The following is an 18,771-nucleotide window of genomic DNA, read 5'->3' as shown; positions in this document are numbered from 1 at the left end:
AACCACAGAGGACGCAGAGACTCTAATTATCTCTGAATAACAACCTCTGCGTCCTCCGTGGTGAAATAGTTTATTTACAATTTGTCCCCGTACATCTTCGCTCTCAATTCCTTGATGTGATCGGACGTGATATATTCGTCATACTCCATCATCTTGTCGATGATACCGTTCGGTGTCAGTTCGATGATGCGGTTGGCAACCGTCTGGATAAACTCGTGGTCATGAGAAGAGAAAAGGATGTTTCCCTTGTACGTCTTCAGGTTGTTGTTGAATGCCTGGATAGATTCCAAGTCCAAGTGGTTGGTCGGAGTGTCCAGAATCAGACAGTTCGCGTTGCGGAGCTGCATACGGGCAATCATACAACGCATCTTCTCACCTCCGGAGAGTACGCTTACTTTCTTCAACACCTCTTCGCCGGAGAAAAGCATACGGCCGAGGAAGCCTTTCATATATACTTCGTTTCCTTCGCCAAACTGGCTCAACCAGTCCACCAGGTTGAGGTCGGTATTGAAGAAATCGGTATTATCCAGCGGCAGGTAAGCAGTGGTGATGGTTACCCCCCAGTTGAAGGTACCGGCATCCGGCTTCATGTTTCCGTTGATGATTTCGAAGAACGCAGTCATCGCACGCGGGTTGCGCGACAGGAATACCACTTTGTCACCTTTCTCTACGTTGAAGTTGACATCGTTGAAAAGCACTACGCCTTCTTCCGTCTTCTTGCTCAATCCGGAAACTTCCAGAATCTGGTTGCCCGGCTCGCGTTCGGGAGTGAAGATGATGCCCGGATACTTACGTGAAGAAGGTTTGATCTCTTCTACGTTCAGTTTCTCCAACATCTTCTTACGGCTCGTTGTCTGCTTGCTCTTCGCTACGTTGGCGCTGAAACGGCGGATAAATTCTTCCAACTCTTTCTTCTTCTCTTCAGCCTTCGCCTTCTGGTTCTGCTGCTGACGGAGAGCCAACTGGCTGGATTCGTACCAGAAACTATAGTTACCGGCAAACATATTGATTTTTCCGTAGTCGATGTCCACGGTGTGCGTACATACAGAGTCGAGGAAGTGACGGTCGTGGCTCACTACCAATACGGTATGCTCGAAGTTGGAAAGGTACTCTTCCAACCAGGTCACTGTCTCCATATCCAAGTCATTGGTAGGCTCATCGAGCAAGAGGTTGTCCGGATTTCCGTACAATGCCTGCGCCAGCATGACACGCACTTTTTCCTTACCGCTCAGCTCACCCATCAATACATAATGCTTATCTTCTTTCACGCCCAATCCGCTCAACAGCATGGCTGCGTCGCTTTCCGCATTCCATCCGTCCAGCTCGGCAAATTTCTCTTCCAGTTCGGATACTTTCAGTCCGTCTTCGTCTGTGAAATCTTCTTTCGCATACAACACCTCGCGTTGCTTCATGATGTCCCACAACACGGTATGCCCCATCATTACGGTATCCATGACAGTATAAGAGTCCCACTTAAAGTGGTCCTGGCTCAACACCGAGAGGCGTTCGCCCGGTCCGAGCGCAATGGTACCCGTTGTCGGGTCCAGATCTCCGTAAATCGTACGAAGGAAGGTAGATTTTCCCGCACCGTTAGCACCAATAATACCATAACAATTACCACTCGTAAACTTCAGGTTTACGTCATTAAATAACACTCTTTTACCAAACTGTACCGAAACGTTCGAAACTGTAATCATCTTCTTTATTTACGATTTTATTATTTACGATTTACGATTAAAATCACTATTAGCCCATAGGGGCTGCAAAGTTAGACATTTAAAATGAATTATGAACTATCTGATATGTGCCAATCTGACATAAAAGTGTTACCTTTGCTGCGTTTTTTGGCAAAACAGCCAACTTGGCAAAGTTTTTGCAGACAAAATCAATGACATCCGGTCAGCCCGGTATGTTTTATTGGCGGTATCTTACCAATTAAGATAACGTGTGTTTTTATAATAGTAAATAATAAAATAGTAAATACCAAGATGGATCCGAAAGAAAAAAAAGTGAAGGAAGAAGAACTGAACGTTGAGGAAACTCAAAACCATGCGGAAGAACAACCGCAAAACGAACAAGCGGAGGACGCCACTCCCCTGACTCACGAAGAAGAGCTGGAAAAAGAACTGGAAAAGGCTCAAGAGGCGATTGAAGAGCAAAAGGATAAATACCTGCGCTTGTCTGCCGAGTTTGACAACTATCGGAAACGCACCATAAAGGAGAAGGCTGAACTGATTCTGAACGGTGGCGAAAAGAGCCTTAGCAGTATTCTTCCGGTGGTGGACGACTTCGAACGTGCCATCAAAACGATGGAAACGGCAACGGATGTCAATGCCGTAAAAGAAGGAGTAGAACTGATTTATAATAAATTTATGGCTGTTCTGGCACAAAACGGCGTGAAAGTTATCGAAACAAAAGACCAACCGCTGGATACTGATTATCATGAAGCCATCGCGGTAATCCCCGCACCGGAGGAAGCACAGAAAGGCAAGATTCTGGACTGTGTGCAAACGGGATATACACTGAACGACAAAGTGCTCCGCCACGCTAAAGTGGTAGTAGGAGAATGAGGAGATTTATGAATTATGATTTATGGCTGCGCTATTGGTCTGCAGAGTAAATCATAAATCAGAATTCATAAATCATAAATCTTTTCAATCATAAATCAATAAATGGGCATGGCAGAAAAAAGAGACTATTACGAAATATTGGAGGTGACGAAGACAGCCACAGTAGAAGAAATAAAGAAAGCATACCGCAAGAAAGCAATTCAGTATCACCCCGACAAGAATCCGGGCGACAAGGAGGCTGAAGAGAAATTTAAGGAGGCGGCCGAGGCATACGACGTGTTGAGCAATCCGGAGAAGCGTTCGCGTTACGATCAGTTCGGTCATGCGGGAGTGAGCGGTGCGGCAGGCAATGGCGGTCCGTTCGGTGGTTTCGGTGGCGAGGGAATGTCGATGGATGACATCTTCTCTATGTTTGGCGACATCTTCGGTGGCCGCGGCGGCGGTTTCGGGGGAGGCTTCGGAGGATTCAGCGGATTTGGCGGTGGCGGCGGTTCACAGCAACGCCGGTATCGCGGCAGTGACCTCCGTGTGAAAGTGAAGCTGACGTTAAAGGAAATCTCTACCGGAGTAGAAAAGAAATTTAAACTCAAAAAATATGTGCCGTGTGACCAGTGTCATGGCACGGGTGCCGAGGGTGACGGCGGATCGGAGACTTGCCCTACTTGTAAAGGTAGCGGCTCGGTGATTCGTAACCAACAGACCATTCTGGGCACGATGCAGACTCGCGTCACTTGTTCTACGTGTGGCGGTGAGGGAAAGATTATCAAGAATAAATGTAAGAAGTGTGGTGGCGACGGAATCATTTACGGCGAGGAAGTGGTATCGGTGAATATCCCTGCCGGAGTGGCAGAGGGGATGCAGCTCTCTATGGGCGGCAAAGGTAATGCCGGCAAGCACAACGGTGTGGCAGGCGACTTATTGATCCTCGTGGAGGAAGAACCGCATCAGGACTTGATTCGCGACGAAAATGATTTGATTTATAATCTGTTGCTTAGTTTCCCGACGGCTGCGCTGGGCGGTGCTGTGGAAATTCCGACGATTGACGGCAAAGTGAAAGTGAAGATTGATTCGGGTACCCAACCGGGTAAAGTGCTTCGTTTGCGTGGCAAGGGGTTGCCGAATGTAAACGGGTACGGTACGGGAGATTTGCTGGTCAATATCAGTATTTATGTGCCGGAAGCTCTCAACAAGGAGGAAAAGAGCACGCTCGAGAAGATGGAAGCTTCGGACAATTTCAAACCTAACACGTCGGTAAAAGAGAAGATCTTCAAGAAATTCAAGAGTTTCTTCGATTAGTCTTTTGCTATCATATATAAGGTATAAGTGGGCTGCAATCTTTTTTACGGCTCACTTCTTTTTTATAAATGAGAGATAAAGGTTTCAGCACGTAAATTAGGTTGATTTTTAACTAAACTATATATTAAAAGAATGGCAGAACCGTTTAAAAACATGTTTAACGAGCAATTTTTCGATCTGTTTACGAAAGATCTGAAACTTGTTATCGACAATTTTGATGCCCGCGAGTTTGTATCTCAAGTGATGGACGACGAATGGGAAGGCAGGGAACTTAAACAACGCTGCATGCACATTACAACGGTTCTAAGAAAGTTTTTACCGGCAGATTACAAAGAGGCGATCGCTAAGATACTTGAATTGTTGGATCATATAAAAAAGATACGGCCTGATTCCTCGGTGATAGACGACACGAAGTTTGGCCTGACTTTGGAGTATGGGGGGATTCTGGATAATTATGTCGAACAATATGGACTGGACGATTACGAAACTTCTGTCAAGGCGATAGAGAAAATCACGCAGTTCACAAGTTGCGAGTTTGTGGCCCATCCTTTTATTATCAAATATCCGGATCGAATGATGAAACAGATGTTGGTTTGGTCGAAACACGAACATTGGGGAGTCAGGCGGCTTGCGTCAGAAGGCTGTCGTCCGCGCCTTCCCTGGGCGATGGCGTTGCCGAACCTGAAAGAAAATCCTGCGCCTATCATTCCTATTTTGGAGAATCTTAAAAATGATCCGGCAAGATTTGTGCGATTGAGCGTTGCCAATAATTTAAATGATATCGCGAAAGATAATCCCGAAATCGTTATTGATTTAGCAAAGAAATGGAAGAGAGAATCGAAAGAGGTGGATTGGATTATAAAACACGGTTGCCGGACGCTCTTAAAACAAGGCAATCCGGAGGTGATGGAGTTGTTTGGCTTCAACTCTACTATCAGCAATATCTATGTGGAGGATTTCCAAATTTCAAGCCCTGAAGTGAAAGTCGGGGATTCGTTGGAGTTTAGTTTCAAACTGTTGAACAAGAACGATCAAACGACCAAGATACGACTCGAATATGGAATCTATTACCAAAAAGCAAATGGAACGTTGACGAAGAAAGTGCATAAAATCAGCGAGAAAGAATATGCGGGAAATTCAACGACGCGAATCACCCGAAAACATTCTTTCCGGGTGGTTACAACGAGGAAGCTCCATCTCGGACTTCATCAGATTGCTATGATTATCAACGGGAACGAACTTGAAAAATATGATTTTGAGTTGATTGAATGATAACTCCTGTCAGTACCCCGGATTCTGTTTCAACTTCGTATTCATCACCCGTATTTTCTCCGGTATAGGGAACACGGTAGTATATCCGTTTTCCTCATCCGGCAATTGCGGACGGCTACTGTAAGCTCTTGTAAACTTCCCGAAGCGAACCAAGTCTTGACGTCTCCAACCTTCCCAAGCCAGTTCCAACTGACGTTCGGCAAGGATATTCTCTAAAGTGGCAGGACGGGAGGAGGCATTGACGCGGCTACGGACTTCATTCAGTTCTTCATCTCCACCGACTCCGTTGCGTACTTTGGCTTCACTCTTCATCAACAGAGCATCCGCGTAGCGGAACAGTACAATGTCATTCTCCATCAATTTACCGTCTTTCGTGGCGGTGGGATCGACTTCATACTTTTTCATACGGGCTCCCGCTGTTTGTTCGTACGGGGTATCTGTGATATCCAAAGCTATTTTCCAGGGCAGATATTCCAATACAGTGCCATCATCCAGCTTGATGATGTTTCCTTTCAGGTCGTGCACCACGCCCGCAAAATAGCAAATATCAAAGCGGGGATCTTGTCCGGCTGTTTCATAACCGAAGGTTTCGAGGGCTTCAATGGTTGCGCTGGGACCGTTCTCACCGCTTAGGCCGTACGCCTTGGCATGATTGTAGTGGCGGGAGCGGAACAGATATTGCATTTGATTGGTGTACAAGGTTTTATTCATCGGGATGGTAAAGATATTCTCTACCGATGATTCATTGAAAATGGAGAAATTGGTTTCGTATTCCGGTTCCAGTTCGTTGTAGCCCAGCGTCTTTAACTGGTCACAGTAGTAGATGACTGTTTCCCAGGCATTGAGTTCGTTGCCGTTCACTGTAAACTTTATGTTTTTCCCGTCCGGACGTTGTCCGTCTGTCCAATCATTGTCCGTATAGACTTCGGAATTCAGAGCCAGTTTGGCCAATAGAAAAGTTACCACCGGACGGGTGATACGGCCATAATAAGGACCGGACTGGTTGCTGTGCGCATCGCTCAACAGCGGAGCCGCTTCCTGCAATTCTTTGAATACAAAGTCGAAAACTGTTTTCCGTTCACTCTGGACAACATCTTTCATCGCCACAGAAGAAGATTGAACCAACGGGATGCGCCCGAACAAATCCATCAGATAATAATAATACATGGCCCGCATGGCCTGCACTTCGGCACGGTATGCCGGAAGTTCCGCATCGGAATGGGTTTCGGCGAATTTGTCTATCCGCTCGAGCGATTTGTTACTTAGCATGACGACTTTATAAAGATATTCCCATGTCGCTTGGATAGCGTCATTCTCCACTCCCCAATCGTGCAGGTAAAGTCCTTGCCAGAAGCCGCCATCGTACCAGTCGCCTCCACGGGTGGGGATAATGGCCTCGTCGGAAGTGAAAGTGTTCAGGTCGTAGACTCCCCTACCCGTTCCCTGCAATCCCTGACTGTCGCTATAACCGCCTACGTAGGTATAAAGCGAAGCTACTGCATTGAGATATACTTCCGAGATCGTATTGTAGACATCATCTTCCGGTAGTTTGTCCTTCGGATTTTCCTGTAAGAACTTATCACAGGAAAATAAGCCCAAACACATTGCCAGAAAGAATCCTAACCAACTTCTATTTTTCACATATTGTTTCATACTCTCCTCCTCCATTAAAAGTTAATACTCAATCCTAAGGTGTACGTCCGTGCCAACGGATATCCCCGTTTATCGTCCACGCCCAACGTAGAGTTCACTGTGGAACTGTTTATCATGGGCGAAAGTCCCGAATAGCCGGAGATGGTTGCCAGGTTGTTGATTGTAAATGCCAGTCGCAGGGAACGGACATATTTCTTTAGTTTCTGCACCTTTTCAATCGGCACGTTCCAGCCCAGTGTCACATAGTCGAAATTGACGTAATCTCCCTTTTCCAGCCAATAGTCGGTGGCGGTCTGATCCTTGATGTTCTGTCGCGGAGCTTTTTTCATTACGTTGTAGTCGGGGAATATATTCATGTTCATATAGGTCAGGGAAGTTCCGTTGTAGATTTTATGTCCGAAGGCTCCGTTGATCTGCAAAGACAGGTCGAAGCGTTTGTAACGGAAACTGATGTTAGATCCCAGAATCGTTTTGGGTACGGCTTGTCCTGCCACGTAGCGGTCTTCTCCATCTTCAAGACTGACGCCTCCGCCATTCAGGTCGGCGATGCCATAGGTATATCCACCGTTTCCGTCGGACTCCAGTCCGGTGCTGTGAGGAAGATAGAACACGCCCAACGGTTGCCCCACCATCTGATAAACAATGTGGTTGTAGCCGCCGTGGAAGCCGGCTCCGTCGAGGCTGGCAAGACTTTTATATTCGGGAGCGGAAAGCATTTCGCCGTTATACATACCACTCAATGAAAGCAATTTGTTGCGCTGGAAGGTGATGTTGGCATTGATATTCAGCTCCATGTCCTTCGTTTTCAAAGGGGTGATACCGATGGCAATTTCCGTACCCCAGTTGCGCATGGAGCCGATATTGGCAAGCAAGGTGTTATAGGTGAAAGGGGGCACGCTTACGTTGTAAAGGTAGAGCATATCCGTGGTGCGGGAGTTGTAATAGTTGGCGGAAAGCAACAGGCGGTTGCCGAATAAAGCGATGTCGAAACCGGTATTAAAGGTATGTTTCACTTCCCATTTCAGGTCGGGATTCGTATTCCGGAGATCTCCCAAAGATACGATGGCGGAGTTTCCGACGGGGACGACACCGTTCGGCTTGACGAGACTCAGCGTTGTGTATGAGTCAATCCCGCTCTGATTACCTGCCAGACCGTAACCGATACGGAATTTCAGATTGTCTATCACGGGGAATTGCTTCATAAATTCTTCTTCACTAATCACCCATGCCGCGGACGCAGAGGGGAAAAAGCCCCATTTATGGTTGGCTCCGAATTTGGAGGAAGCATCCGTACGGGCGTTCAACGTCAGTACGTAGCGGTCAGCGTATGTATAATTGAAGCGTCCCATGAAAGATGCCAGGCGCGGTTGTTCATAGTACGAATTGGTGCCTTCCCACAAACGGAGTGCTCCTGCCTGAAGATTATTATACCCGAACTTATCGGTGCTGAAATTGCTGACTGTGGTATAATAGCCTGTGTAGGTCTCTTTCTGAAGTTCGGCAAGTGCCAGTGCGTCAAAGAAATGCTTTTTCCAGTTTTTCTTATAGGTCAGCATCATGTTTCCCAATAAGGATTCGCGCTTTTTGGTTCCTTTGTATGCCTGACCGTTCGCCCAGACGGAAGTGGGGAGGTACTGCGAATTTTCTACGATATTGTATGTGTAGGCACCGAACAGGCTTAGCTTCAGTCCTTCCATCAGATTGAAGGTGAGACGGGCGTGCGTGCTGATGTGCGAAGTGGCATCATCGTCCTGCACTTCCATCCATGCCAATGGATTGGTGATTTGACTGGCGGTCGTTATACCGTCCCAAGAATTAGTGACAGGGTCTTTATGATTGGGATAGGTAGGATTGAACGTAGCTGCCGAATAGAACGTTTTCTGATAATCAACCAGGTTGTGATTCTTCTGAATGGAACCGAACATTCCCAGTTCGCAGTTCAGGAAGCCGTCGAACATTTTCTGATTCATGTTCATATTTGAAGTGAAATTCTTCATGTCTTCATTCAGAATCACTCCCTGACGATCCATGAAACCGAGAGAAACACGATAACTGGACTCACTGGAACCGCCATAAAAGGCGATGTGATGATTCTGTTGCAGTCCTGTCTGTTCAATCTCTTTCTGGAAATCGGTATTGTTCCCTTTGTCCAGAATGGAAATGCCGCGTTCCGATGCTACACGACGGAACTCATCACCGGACAGCATTTTCAGATTCTTGTAGACGGTGGAAATTCCGAAACTACCATTGTAAGCTACCTGTGTCCTGCCGCTCATCCCTTTTTTGGTGGTGACTTCTATCACACCGGATGCACCTCGCGAACCGTATTGCGCGGTTTCGGAAGCGTCTTTCAGGATGGTAAAGCTCTCAATATCCGTAGGGTAAATGGAGGCAAGCATGCTCAAGTCGCCAAATACTCCGTCGACGATAATCAAAGGGTCGTTGCCGCTGGTCAGTGAGGTAGTTCCCCGCAGGCGTACCGCATCCAGAGCCGCCGGTCCGTTTGAGCCTCGCTGGATGGTCAACCCCGGCACACGTCCACGGATTGCTTCCAAAGGGTTCGTTATCTGGTCCTTGTTCATCTGTGTCTCCGTGATTTTCTCGACGGAACCGGACAGGGTTTTCAAACTTCCGGTGGCATATCCTACGGTAATCAATGAGTCTATGGGCGCGACGGGAATCTTCTGTGCCAACGTGCCCTCGCACGGGATTACCAGAAGAAGAAGGCTGTAGAAAATGAGTCTAGCGTGTTGTACCATATTCTTAGTTTTTAAGGTAATAATACAAATATAACAAAAAAAGAAGGAATCTGGTTGAGTAGATTCCTTCTTTAATTTCCAATAATCTCATCCGTTTTTAATTCACAATAATTTCATCCGTAAATATCCAGCCTCCGAATTCACTTCCGGCTTGTGCCTGATAGCGTACGTATCTTCCTTTGGCTTCGCCCTGCCATGAAATATCCGTAAACCGGATGGGCGTTTCTTTGCTCACTTCAAAGTGTTGTTTTCGCAACTCCGTGAAATGGGTTCCGTCATCGGAAATGGAAATCACCACAGTCTCCGGCAGGAATACTTCCGCTCCTATCACCTGCATAAAGGCGGCAGTGACAGAATGGATGGAAGTTTCTTTTTCCATATCAATCGTCACATCGAGGCGGTTGTCCGAGATGAATCCTTGCCACGAACCGTCACCATACGTCCAATCACCACGTATGCCGTCCGTCAGGGCTGTGTTTCCCTGTGCCGGATAATGGGGGCTGTAGGGTGAATTATAAATCACCTTTTTGCCCCATGCCAAATGGCTGACCGGTTGAAGCGACTCGGGACGGCTGCCGATTTCTTTTTTCAAATCGAAAGGATGGTATCCTTTCGCCTGCAAATCGGCCACTGCCGACAATGCGCGGGTATGGAAATCCGGCCATGATTTACGTTCCGGAGCCGACCAGGCTGTTTCCGCCAATGCCAGGATTCGGGGGTAAATCATATACTCCACGTGTTCGGGAGTGGAAATATATTCCACCCATAAGTTGCCCTGCACACCGTAGACCAGTTTTGCCTGTTCCGGGGTTAAGGAAGCGGGAACAGGATTGTAGGAATAGACCTTTTTCAACGGCAGGTATCCACCGATGGCTTCCGGCTGCGAGTATGGAGCATCCTGATAACTGTCCAGATAGCAATAGGCACCCGGCGTCATGATGGCATGATGCCCGGAGGTTACGGCAGCGATGCCCCCCTCTTCTCCACGCCATGACATGACGGTTGCGTTGGGCGCAATGCCTCCTTGCAGAATCTCGTCCCATCCCAACAGATGACGTCCATGATCGTTCAGGAACTTCTCAATGCGGTGTATCAGGTAGCTTTGCAGCTCGTCTACATTGGCTAGATGCTCGTCTTTCATTCTCTTCTGACATTTCGGACAGGTCTTCCAAGCCGACTTACCGGCCTCATCGCCACCGATATGAATGTATTCGGAAGGGAAAAGATCCATGACTTCGGTCAGCACATTCTCCAGAAACGTGAAGGTTTCTTCATTGCCGACACAGAAATCGGAGTTCTTGTAAGGCTCGCCCGAACAGGATAACTGCGGATAGGCTGCCAGCACTTCTTCCGAATGGGAGGGCATCTCTATCTCGGGAATCACCGTGATATAATGCTGACGGGCATATTCCAATATTTCACGGATATCGTCCTGGGTGTAATAACCGCCGGAAGCTCCGGGAGCATCAAAACGGAGGTATTTGCGTCCGCCGTTCCACCATTGCTTCCAGGTGGGATCTGTACGCCAGGCCGCAAATTCGGTCAGCAAAGGGTATTTCTTAATTTCAAGCCGCCAGCCTGCCGCATCGGTCAGATGCAGGTGCAGACGGTTGATTTTGTAATACGCCAGTGCGTCTATCTGTTTCTTTATAAACTCTTTGGTAGAAAAATGGCGGGACACGTCCAGCATCAGTCCACGATAAGCAAAACGGGGAGTGTCTTCTATCTCGACAGAGGCTATGGAATAGCTGCCTGCCCCCGAAGGTTGTGCCAACTGCAACAGGGTTTGCATACCATAGAATAATCCGGCTCCCGAAGTGGCGCGTATCAGGATTTGTTGCGGAGTGACGGAAAGAGTATAGCTTTCCGGCGATGGCAACTGGGGGTTCTTGGGGGTTATCAATAAGAGAAGCATCTGTTTCCTGTCTTTCATGCCCGCTTTCTTTAATTGAACGGGTAATGCCTTCAGGTAATTCTCCCAGAGCTTCGCTTCTCCATCTTGTAGATTTGTATAAAGTCTTGTCTTTTCTGACAGTAAAAAAAAGCCCGTCCCCCGCTCCATTTTTAATGGGACAGGTATGACGGACTGTGCCAGAATGGGATGTGCTTTCATGCACATCCCCAATATCCATAAGAAAAGACAAACTTTAGTGTATTCTTTTCTTATATTCATTAATCAATTTTGATTTCGTCTACAAATAAAAATGCGTTTTTATCTTTTCCCGCATGCCATGCCGGAAGTGATTTCTCCGGTGAAGCAATAACTCTCACGTATTGGGTAGTCACAGGGGTAAACATTAGTTGATGGTCAACGACCCCGTCTTTGTCCGTCTCTTTCATTGCCGGATATTCTCCGGAAGCAATCTTTTTGAAAGTCTTTCCATCGTCTGAAATTTCTACGGAGAGGCTTCTGGCATCAAACACCCAGTCGCCCTTCGCTACATTGGTAGAGATGGCCACACTTGAAATTTCCGTGGGTTGCTGAAGGTCGATCGTCATGTCCATGTCGTTTCCGTTGAAAGCGATCCAACGGCCTGACCGGTAGCTGCTATTTCCTTTCAAACCATCGTTTAACGTGGAAGCTCCCTTGAAGAGGTATTGTTCATTGATAGGTTGATTGGCTACAATCGGCTTCATGCTGGATTTGCTGAAATCGATCTTCTCTGTCAGTGTCTTGCTCTCACCGGTAGGACGAATGGCTTTGGCGGACAGAGTGACATTTTCTTTAATCTTCAACACTCCTTCGTAAACGGGAGAAGCAGTAGTGGGTTCTGTACCGTCCAAAGTGTAGTGAACAGGAGCATTGTCAATAGTAGACAAGGTTACGTCCATCGTTCCTTCTGCCGTATTTGGGTCAAACTCGGCTTGTACGTCGAATACGTGTTTTGCGTAGTTGTATCCTTCGGCATCATACCACTTAATCAGTTGAGGAAGACGGGACAGGAAGTTGGCATAGTTTTTCTTTTCAGGGCTGGACCACTGAATTTCACACAATGCAGCCCAACGAGGCAATACCATGTACTGCGCGTGAGGGAAGGTAGCGATGTATTCTGTCCAGAGGTTAGCTTGCACGCCCTTGATATATTTCTGTTCTTCCGGAGTCAGAGAAGCCGGCATCGGTTCGTAGCTGTACACTCTTTCCAACGGCAGATAACCACCGATACCAAACGGTTCGTTATCTACGTCTTTAGCTTGGTAATAGTCGAAATACAGGTATGTGTTCGGTGTCATGATGACATCGTGTTTCTGTTTCGCTGCTTCGATACCGCCCTTTTCACCACGCCATGACATAACAGTAGCGTTTGGAGCAAGTCCGCCTTCGAGGATTTCATCCCAACCGATGATCCGACGTCCATGGTCGTTGAGGAATTTTTCGAGCTGGTTGATAACGAAGCTCTGCAAACGTTCTTCTTTGCTATGCACATCATCCGATTTCAATCCCAGCGCCTTGATACGTGCCTGGCATTTCGGGCATTTCTCCCATCTTACTTTCGGACATTCGTCACCACCGACATGAATATATTGCGACGGGAAGATTTCAATCAGTTCGCCATATACATCTTCGAGGAATTTCAAAACTTGATCGTTTCCGGCACAAAGTACATCTTCTGATACCCCCCATTGTCTCCATACTTCGTACGGACCACCGGTACATCCCAATTCAGGATAAGCGGCAAGGGCAGCTTGCATATGTCCCGGAAGGTCGATTTCGGGAACAACGGTGATGTAACGTTCGGCTGCGTAATCTACGATTTCTTTGGCTTGTTCCTGGGTGTAGAAACCGCCGTAAGGTTTGCCGTCGTATTCGCCGGAGTTACGTCCGATCACTGTTTCCGTTCTGTTAGCACCGACTTCCGTCAGTTTCGGATATTTCTTGATTTCCAGACGCCAGCCTTGGTCGTCAGTGATATGCCAATGCATACGGTTCATGTTGTGTAAAGCCTGCATGTCGATGTAGGTCTTTATTTCGTCTACTGTGAAGAAATGACGGCTGGTATCGAAGTGTGCGCCACGATAGCCAAAGCGGGGAGCGTCATTGATTTCTACGGCAGGCATGGAAATGTCTGCGCCGACAGCCACAGGCAATGATTTGCGCAGGGACTGGATGCCATAGAATACGCCGGCCTCGGTAGGACCGGTAATCGTGATTCCGTCACCGGCAACTTTCAACTGATAGGATTCCGGATTTTCGTTTGCCGTGCCCAATGTCAGTACGATTGCATTCTTACCTTCTGTTCCGGCTTCGATAGCGAAATCTTTTCCGGTAGCGGTTTTCAGATAGTCAGCCAGGAATTGCGCGTTGCGTTGCATCTTCTCGTTTCCTTCCGGATAGAGGATTTTCACACCGCTCTTCAGGATGAAGGGATTTCCTTGAGCTGTTACAATTTCTTGTGGCATGGGGATGATCTGGTAGTTGGCTTCCTGTTGTGCCGATTGGCAAGAGGCAAAAAGTCCTGCTAGTGTCAGACATCCGGTTAACTTTAAAAGTTGTTTCATAAACTAAAAAATTAAGTGTTAAGTTATTAATAAATTAATTATAGGTATCACGAATATGTTTGATTGTCAAAAGCAGCTCCTCTCCTTTCTTTATTTGGGGAGAAGTGATGACAACTGTCTTACGCTCGCCGGGAAGGAGGTCGAAAAAGTTGTCACTGAAACGGGCTCCCTGCAAAGGGACTTCAATAAAGACGTCTTTTGCAAGAACGGGAGAAAACAGGGTCAGTTCACACACGCCCTCTTTCTGTTTTATCTTGCAGGAAACGGTTGTTTCGGGCAGAAGCAAGTCTTTCGTCTTTCTAAAGAAATGGACTGTTTCGGCAACGATATTTCCGGATTTGTCTTTCAATGTCAGTTGCATGAAGCAATGGCGCAGGTCATCCGCAAGCGGGCGCTTTGCAGGAAAAAACAAAGTGGTGAGCGAAGTGCGATATACACATTGGGAAGTGTTGGCCGGAAGAGTCAAAGAAGGAAGGACAACCGTTCTTCCGGCTTTCTTTCCTGCAAAATTCGTCAGTCTCATTTCCAGCGTCAGTTTCTCCCGGGTGTCAAGATGATCGGAAAGCAAGTAAACACACAGGTTGTCACCTTCCAGCAAAGGGTTGATATGAACGGGGGCAAATGCACGCTTTGCCTGATAATGCAAGGCTTTCCAGTTACCGTAGTAATCAATACCCGACCATGACACTACCGGCCAACTGTCATTCAATTGCCAATATAATGTACCCATACAATAGGGACGGTTGCGGCGGTGCGCTTCCAGACCGTGACGTATGCCATGTCCCTGCAATACTAGTCCGACATAGACAAAGTCTTCGAATTTTTCGGGAATGATATAGTCACGTTCCATATAGGTGCGAATCAGGGCATTGCCGATGCTGCTTTTCTGATGGGCATTCATCACCTCCGATTCGATCTGATAATCTTCTGGAGCGGCAAAGGTGGCAATAGTCTTCATCTCCGGGAAGGACTGGAAACCGAATTCGCTCATGAAACGAGGGAGGTCTGTATCCAGTGATTCGAAGGTTTTCCGGCCATACCAGACTCCCCAGTTGTGGCTGTCTCCTATCCCCCATGATTCGGGGCGTCCCCAATTGGCTAAATATGGGGAGCTGTGTATATAAAAACGGTCGGCATCCAGCTCTTTTACCTTGGCAGGAAGGAGTTGGCGGAACAGTTTGTCATAGCCCTGGAACATCTCCTGATAGATTTCCGGCGTGAATTTCTTGTCGAATCCCCAATATTTCAAGGCTTCCAGTATTTCATTATTGCCACACCACATCGCCAGGGAAGCATGATTGCGAAGGCGGCGGATGTTGTAGACGGCTTCCGCTTCTACTCTTTTCAGAAAGGTGGGATCAGACGGATAGGGAGTGCAGGCAAACATAAAGTCCTGCCATATCAGTATTCCGTTTTCATCTGCCAGGTCATAGAAACGGTCGTCTTCGTAGGTTCCGCCTCCCCACACACGAATGACATTCATGTTGGCTTCTTTGATGTCCCGGAATAAGGTTTGGTAGCGTTCGGTAGTGACGTTGGTCAACAGGGCGTCCTGGGGAATGTAGTTGGCTCCTTTGGCAAACATCGGAACGCCGTTTACTTCAAAATAGAAGGATTCTCCGTCCTGATCTTTTTCATTGACGAGGCGAACGGTGCGCAGTCCTATCCGGTGGGATTGTTGGGCTACGACTTTATCTTCTACGATTATCTGAGCGGAGAAATCATACAGGGCGGGCTTTCCCCAGCCATTCGGCATCCAACGTACCGGCGACAGCACTTCAGAAGGAATAGATATACGATTGATTCCGGGCTGTAAGGTGATTGCCTGGCTAATGCCTTTTTCTGTGTTTCCTTCAAAAGAGATATTGATTCTCACCTCTGCTTGAAGTGCTCGAGGAAGTATATTATTTATTTCTAATTCATTGGATAGTTTTGCCTGCTGGTCGGTCAGCGAGAGTTGCTTTACGTGGTAATCGCTGATAGAGGCTGCGTCATAAAAACGGATGGTCACCGGACGCCAGATACCACTGGTCACCATGCGGATTCCCCAGTCCCAACCATAACTGTAAGGGGCTTTACGGGAGAATACGCTTACATGTTTTTCATGATGGTCGTTGTCTGCCGGATAGTTGAATCCGTTAGAGTTATATTGAGGCATTGTCTGCCGGATGGGTGAATGAAAATAGATATGAAGAAGGTTTTCTCCGAGACGGAGTTGCGACTTGACAGGTATCGTATAGCCGACGAACATATTATCGGCTTTGAGCAATAATGCTCCGTTGAGGTATACATCGGCGTATGTGTCAAGACCTTCAAAGATTAATTGGGCATCGTCCCGTTTCAGTTGCTCGGAGGTAACTGTAAAAGCTGTCCGGTACTCCCAGTCTTCATTTTCCACCCACTGAATCTTTTGTTCATTGATGCCATAAAAAGGATCGGGAATTTGTTTATGATAGATAAGATCCTGATGAACAGTGCCGGGAACCTGTGCCGGTCGCCATAGCTCCGTGCCTGCCTGGGAAAATTCCCAACCTGCATTTAAAACCACAACTTCGGAATTGTCATTGCTCTGCGCATATGCCATACTACAACAGCATAGTAGTCCACATGCTATTTGAGTCTTTTTTCCGATTAAATTAATCATCATAGTGGGGGCATTAGATATTAACGGTTTCAAAGATATTACTTTTTCAGCAATTTTCACTAATAATTTAACAAAATATGTTGTTTTAGCATGAGTTGTCCAGAAAGCTCCCATAAAATCGGCTAAAGTTTCGGTTTATAATTAGTTAAATAAAGTAGTATTCGGCCTCTCAAATGTAAGCTAAAATGACGCTTTTTCATTATAATGATATTCTTTTTCATTATAACTAAATCTTGCTACCTATAAATCGTAAGCATAGATTTAAATCTTCGGACTTTCGGGACAGACTCTTTATTCCTTTATTATATCTGTCAATTTCATCGCTTGAAAGGTTATATGTGCGACGCTACTCTCATATAGTATACCAATTGTCTCTTTATCAATCATTGTCAGACAACTATATCCCCATCCTTCTGCCTCGTCGAGCATTAATTGATGTTCCGGCAACCAGGTAAGTCCTTTGTCCAGACTTGCTTTTATCGTTATATGATTACGTCCTTTGGTCGTATTCGGATTTGAAAACAGCAAGATATCTTTATTTAAGATGTTGTCTTTGGCATCTACATGAATCAGACTAGCCATACATACCGGCTCTTGAAGTGCTTTGCGTGAAGAAGGATGTTCTGTCCATGTTTTCCCCAAATCTTTCGTTATGGCAATAGCCCGGCTCCCTCCTCTATTGTCACGCATATTCAGCATCAATACTCCCGGTTCTATTTCCGCAACTTGTGCTTCCGTTGTATTGGTTCGTGCCATATTGTGCATTTTCCATGTTTTTCCCCGGTCTTTACTATACATGATTCCTGCATTCGGAACACGAGTAGAGTCTATAAATTGCGTTGGAAACACCAATGTGCCATCGCTCATCGTTATTCCACGTCCGGGACCTTGAAGGAGGAAATACCAGGATGAATCTTTCACCTGATCTGTTATATTGATAGGTTTCGACCAGTTTTTACCATCGTCCGTGCTTTTTGCCAATACCAGCTGCGCCGTATGATTCAGATCCATTCCCGGATGGGAACTCCACCAGGCGCGTTGATTACCCATGCCATGTGTCCATGCGGCAACCACCCAGATGGTATTCGTTTTAGTATCTACTAAAATAGAGGGGTCCCCTACCCCATTCTGTGCTTTAGGCAGACCACCATACTCGCCAAATGAAAGCGGAAGACGCATCTTCTCCCAACTCTTTCCTCCATCGGTGCTACGGCTCAAACCCACGTCTACATATTCCTGTAAATCGACACTGCTGTTGTATCGAACGTCATACACGCCCAACAAGGTTCCTTTATTGGTAGTCACCAACCCGGGAATACGGAAGGAGGCAGAACCGTCATTACCGGCATGACGAACACCAACTGCCATCCGATGAATTATATTCTTTGGAGAAATAGATTTACAATATAGTTCTTTCCCATCTACTTTAACAGCACGCAAATCAGAGAGTATCTTAGTGTACAAAGAGGCATTCTTTTTCATCTGCAAACTGATCCAAAAATAGTTTACACCCGGAAATAAATTGTAATTACCTTTTAATACTACTATTTCCGATGGTTTCCCCTCTGCACATTTTACCGAATAGGAAGGATTAGCCGCCAATGTCCCACCCGGACGATGGCTGGATATGTACTCTACTGGAGCAAAGCGACTTTTGTCTTTGTCCTGCAACGCCTCTGTTCCTCCATAATAGAGTTTGATTGCCTGAACATCAGTCAGATTCGTACTTTTACTAAAATCTAAAATGATTTCATCGAGCTTTTTGCTTTCTTTTGCATCCAAACGAAGATAGAACAGAACATTGTCTTGCCGCTCTATTAAAACCGGAATTTGTGTTTCATGAATAAGTACTGTGTCTGAAGCTTTTACGTCAAAAAAATATCCTAAGAAGATAAGGAAAAGTAAATAATAGATTCTTCTCATAATGGGGGTATTAGTTAGTTTAACGCGATAAAGATAAAACTTTTCTACCGTAATATTACTATGCAAACAGTAAACTTTCATTTTACCAAGTTCTGGTAGGACTAGTCAATACATTGACCACCGTTCTGGCTCTTGTCATCATCGATAAGGTGGGCCG

The 18,771-nt window shown here is 46.5% G+C and carries 10 protein-coding genes; 3 read left to right on the top strand and 7 right to left on the bottom strand.

All coding sequences use genetic code 11. The annotated features are described in order from the left end of the window. Positions 1 to 74: 74 nt before the first annotated feature. Positions 75 to 1,697: an ABC-F family ATP-binding cassette domain-containing protein gene (locus tag I2I04_RS14765; RefSeq protein WP_143257483.1), complete on the bottom strand. Its 1,623-nt coding sequence runs from the start codon at positions 1,695 to 1,697 to the stop codon at positions 75 to 77. A gap of 291 nt (positions 1,698 to 1,988) precedes the next feature. On the opposite strand from I2I04_RS14765, the gene I2I04_RS14760 reads away from it, so the two are divergent. From I2I04_RS14760 to I2I04_RS14750, 3 genes are all read left to right on the top strand, one after another. Beyond that, on the top strand, positions 1,989 to 2,570 hold the full coding sequence (locus tag I2I04_RS14760; protein ID WP_143257482.1) for a nucleotide exchange factor GrpE: 582 nt from the start codon (positions 1,989 to 1,991) through the stop codon (positions 2,568 to 2,570). A gap of 108 nt (positions 2,571 to 2,678) precedes the next feature. After that, the gene (gene dnaJ, locus I2I04_RS14755) at positions 2,679 to 3,866 is read left to right on the top strand and encodes a molecular chaperone DnaJ (RefSeq protein WP_122138192.1); all 1,188 of its coding nucleotides are present in this window, start codon (positions 2,679 to 2,681) and stop codon (positions 3,864 to 3,866) included. A 132-nt stretch (positions 3,867 to 3,998) separates the two neighbouring features. Next, on the top strand, positions 3,999 to 5,138 hold the full coding sequence (locus tag I2I04_RS14750) for a DNA alkylation repair protein (protein ID WP_195655346.1): 1,140 nt from the start codon (positions 3,999 to 4,001) through the stop codon (positions 5,136 to 5,138). 9 nt (positions 5,139 to 5,147) lie between these two features. Here I2I04_RS14750 and I2I04_RS14745 read toward each other — a convergent pair whose 3' ends face one another. From I2I04_RS14745 to I2I04_RS14720, 6 genes are all read right to left on the bottom strand, one after another. Continuing rightward, the gene (locus I2I04_RS14745; protein ID WP_195655345.1) at positions 5,148 to 6,806 is read right to left on the bottom strand and encodes a RagB/SusD family nutrient uptake outer membrane protein; all 1,659 of its coding nucleotides are present in this window, start codon (positions 6,804 to 6,806) and stop codon (positions 5,148 to 5,150) included. After that, positions 6,806 to 9,550 (bottom strand): SusC/RagA family TonB-linked outer membrane protein, encoded by a 2,745-nt coding sequence (locus I2I04_RS14740; RefSeq protein ID WP_195655344.1) that lies wholly within the window; start codon positions 9,548 to 9,550, stop codon positions 6,806 to 6,808. Before I2I04_RS14740 ends, I2I04_RS14745 begins: the two co-directional genes overlap by 1 nt. A 97-nt stretch (positions 9,551 to 9,647) precedes the next feature. Next, positions 9,648 to 11,723 (bottom strand): family 20 glycosylhydrolase, encoded by a 2,076-nt coding sequence (locus I2I04_RS14735; RefSeq protein ID WP_195655343.1) that lies wholly within the window; start codon positions 11,721 to 11,723, stop codon positions 9,648 to 9,650. Continuing rightward, positions 11,723 to 14,047 (bottom strand): family 20 glycosylhydrolase, encoded by a 2,325-nt coding sequence (locus tag I2I04_RS14730; protein WP_143257476.1) that lies wholly within the window; start codon positions 14,045 to 14,047, stop codon positions 11,723 to 11,725. Before I2I04_RS14730 ends, I2I04_RS14735 begins: the two co-directional genes overlap by 1 nt. A 34-nt stretch (positions 14,048 to 14,081) precedes the next feature. Then, entirely contained in the window at positions 14,082 to 16,694 is a 2,613-nt protein-coding gene (locus tag I2I04_RS14725; protein WP_195655342.1) for a beta-mannosidase, read from the bottom strand. Between the two features lie 288 nt (positions 16,695 to 16,982). Next, positions 16,983 to 18,614, bottom strand: a complete 1,632-nt coding sequence (locus I2I04_RS14720; RefSeq protein ID WP_195655341.1) for a sialidase family protein — start codon at positions 18,612 to 18,614, stop codon at positions 16,983 to 16,985. Positions 18,615 to 18,771: the final 157 nt, after the last annotated feature.

This window comes from Bacteroides sp. 1001136B_160425_E2, from assembly GCF_015559655.1.
In the GTDB taxonomy this organism is placed as follows: Bacteria; Bacteroidota; Bacteroidia; order Bacteroidales; family Bacteroidaceae; genus Bacteroides; species Bacteroides luhongzhouii.
The sequence above is the reverse complement of the archived record's forward strand: the minus strand, read 5'-3'. Positions and strand labels throughout refer to the sequence as shown.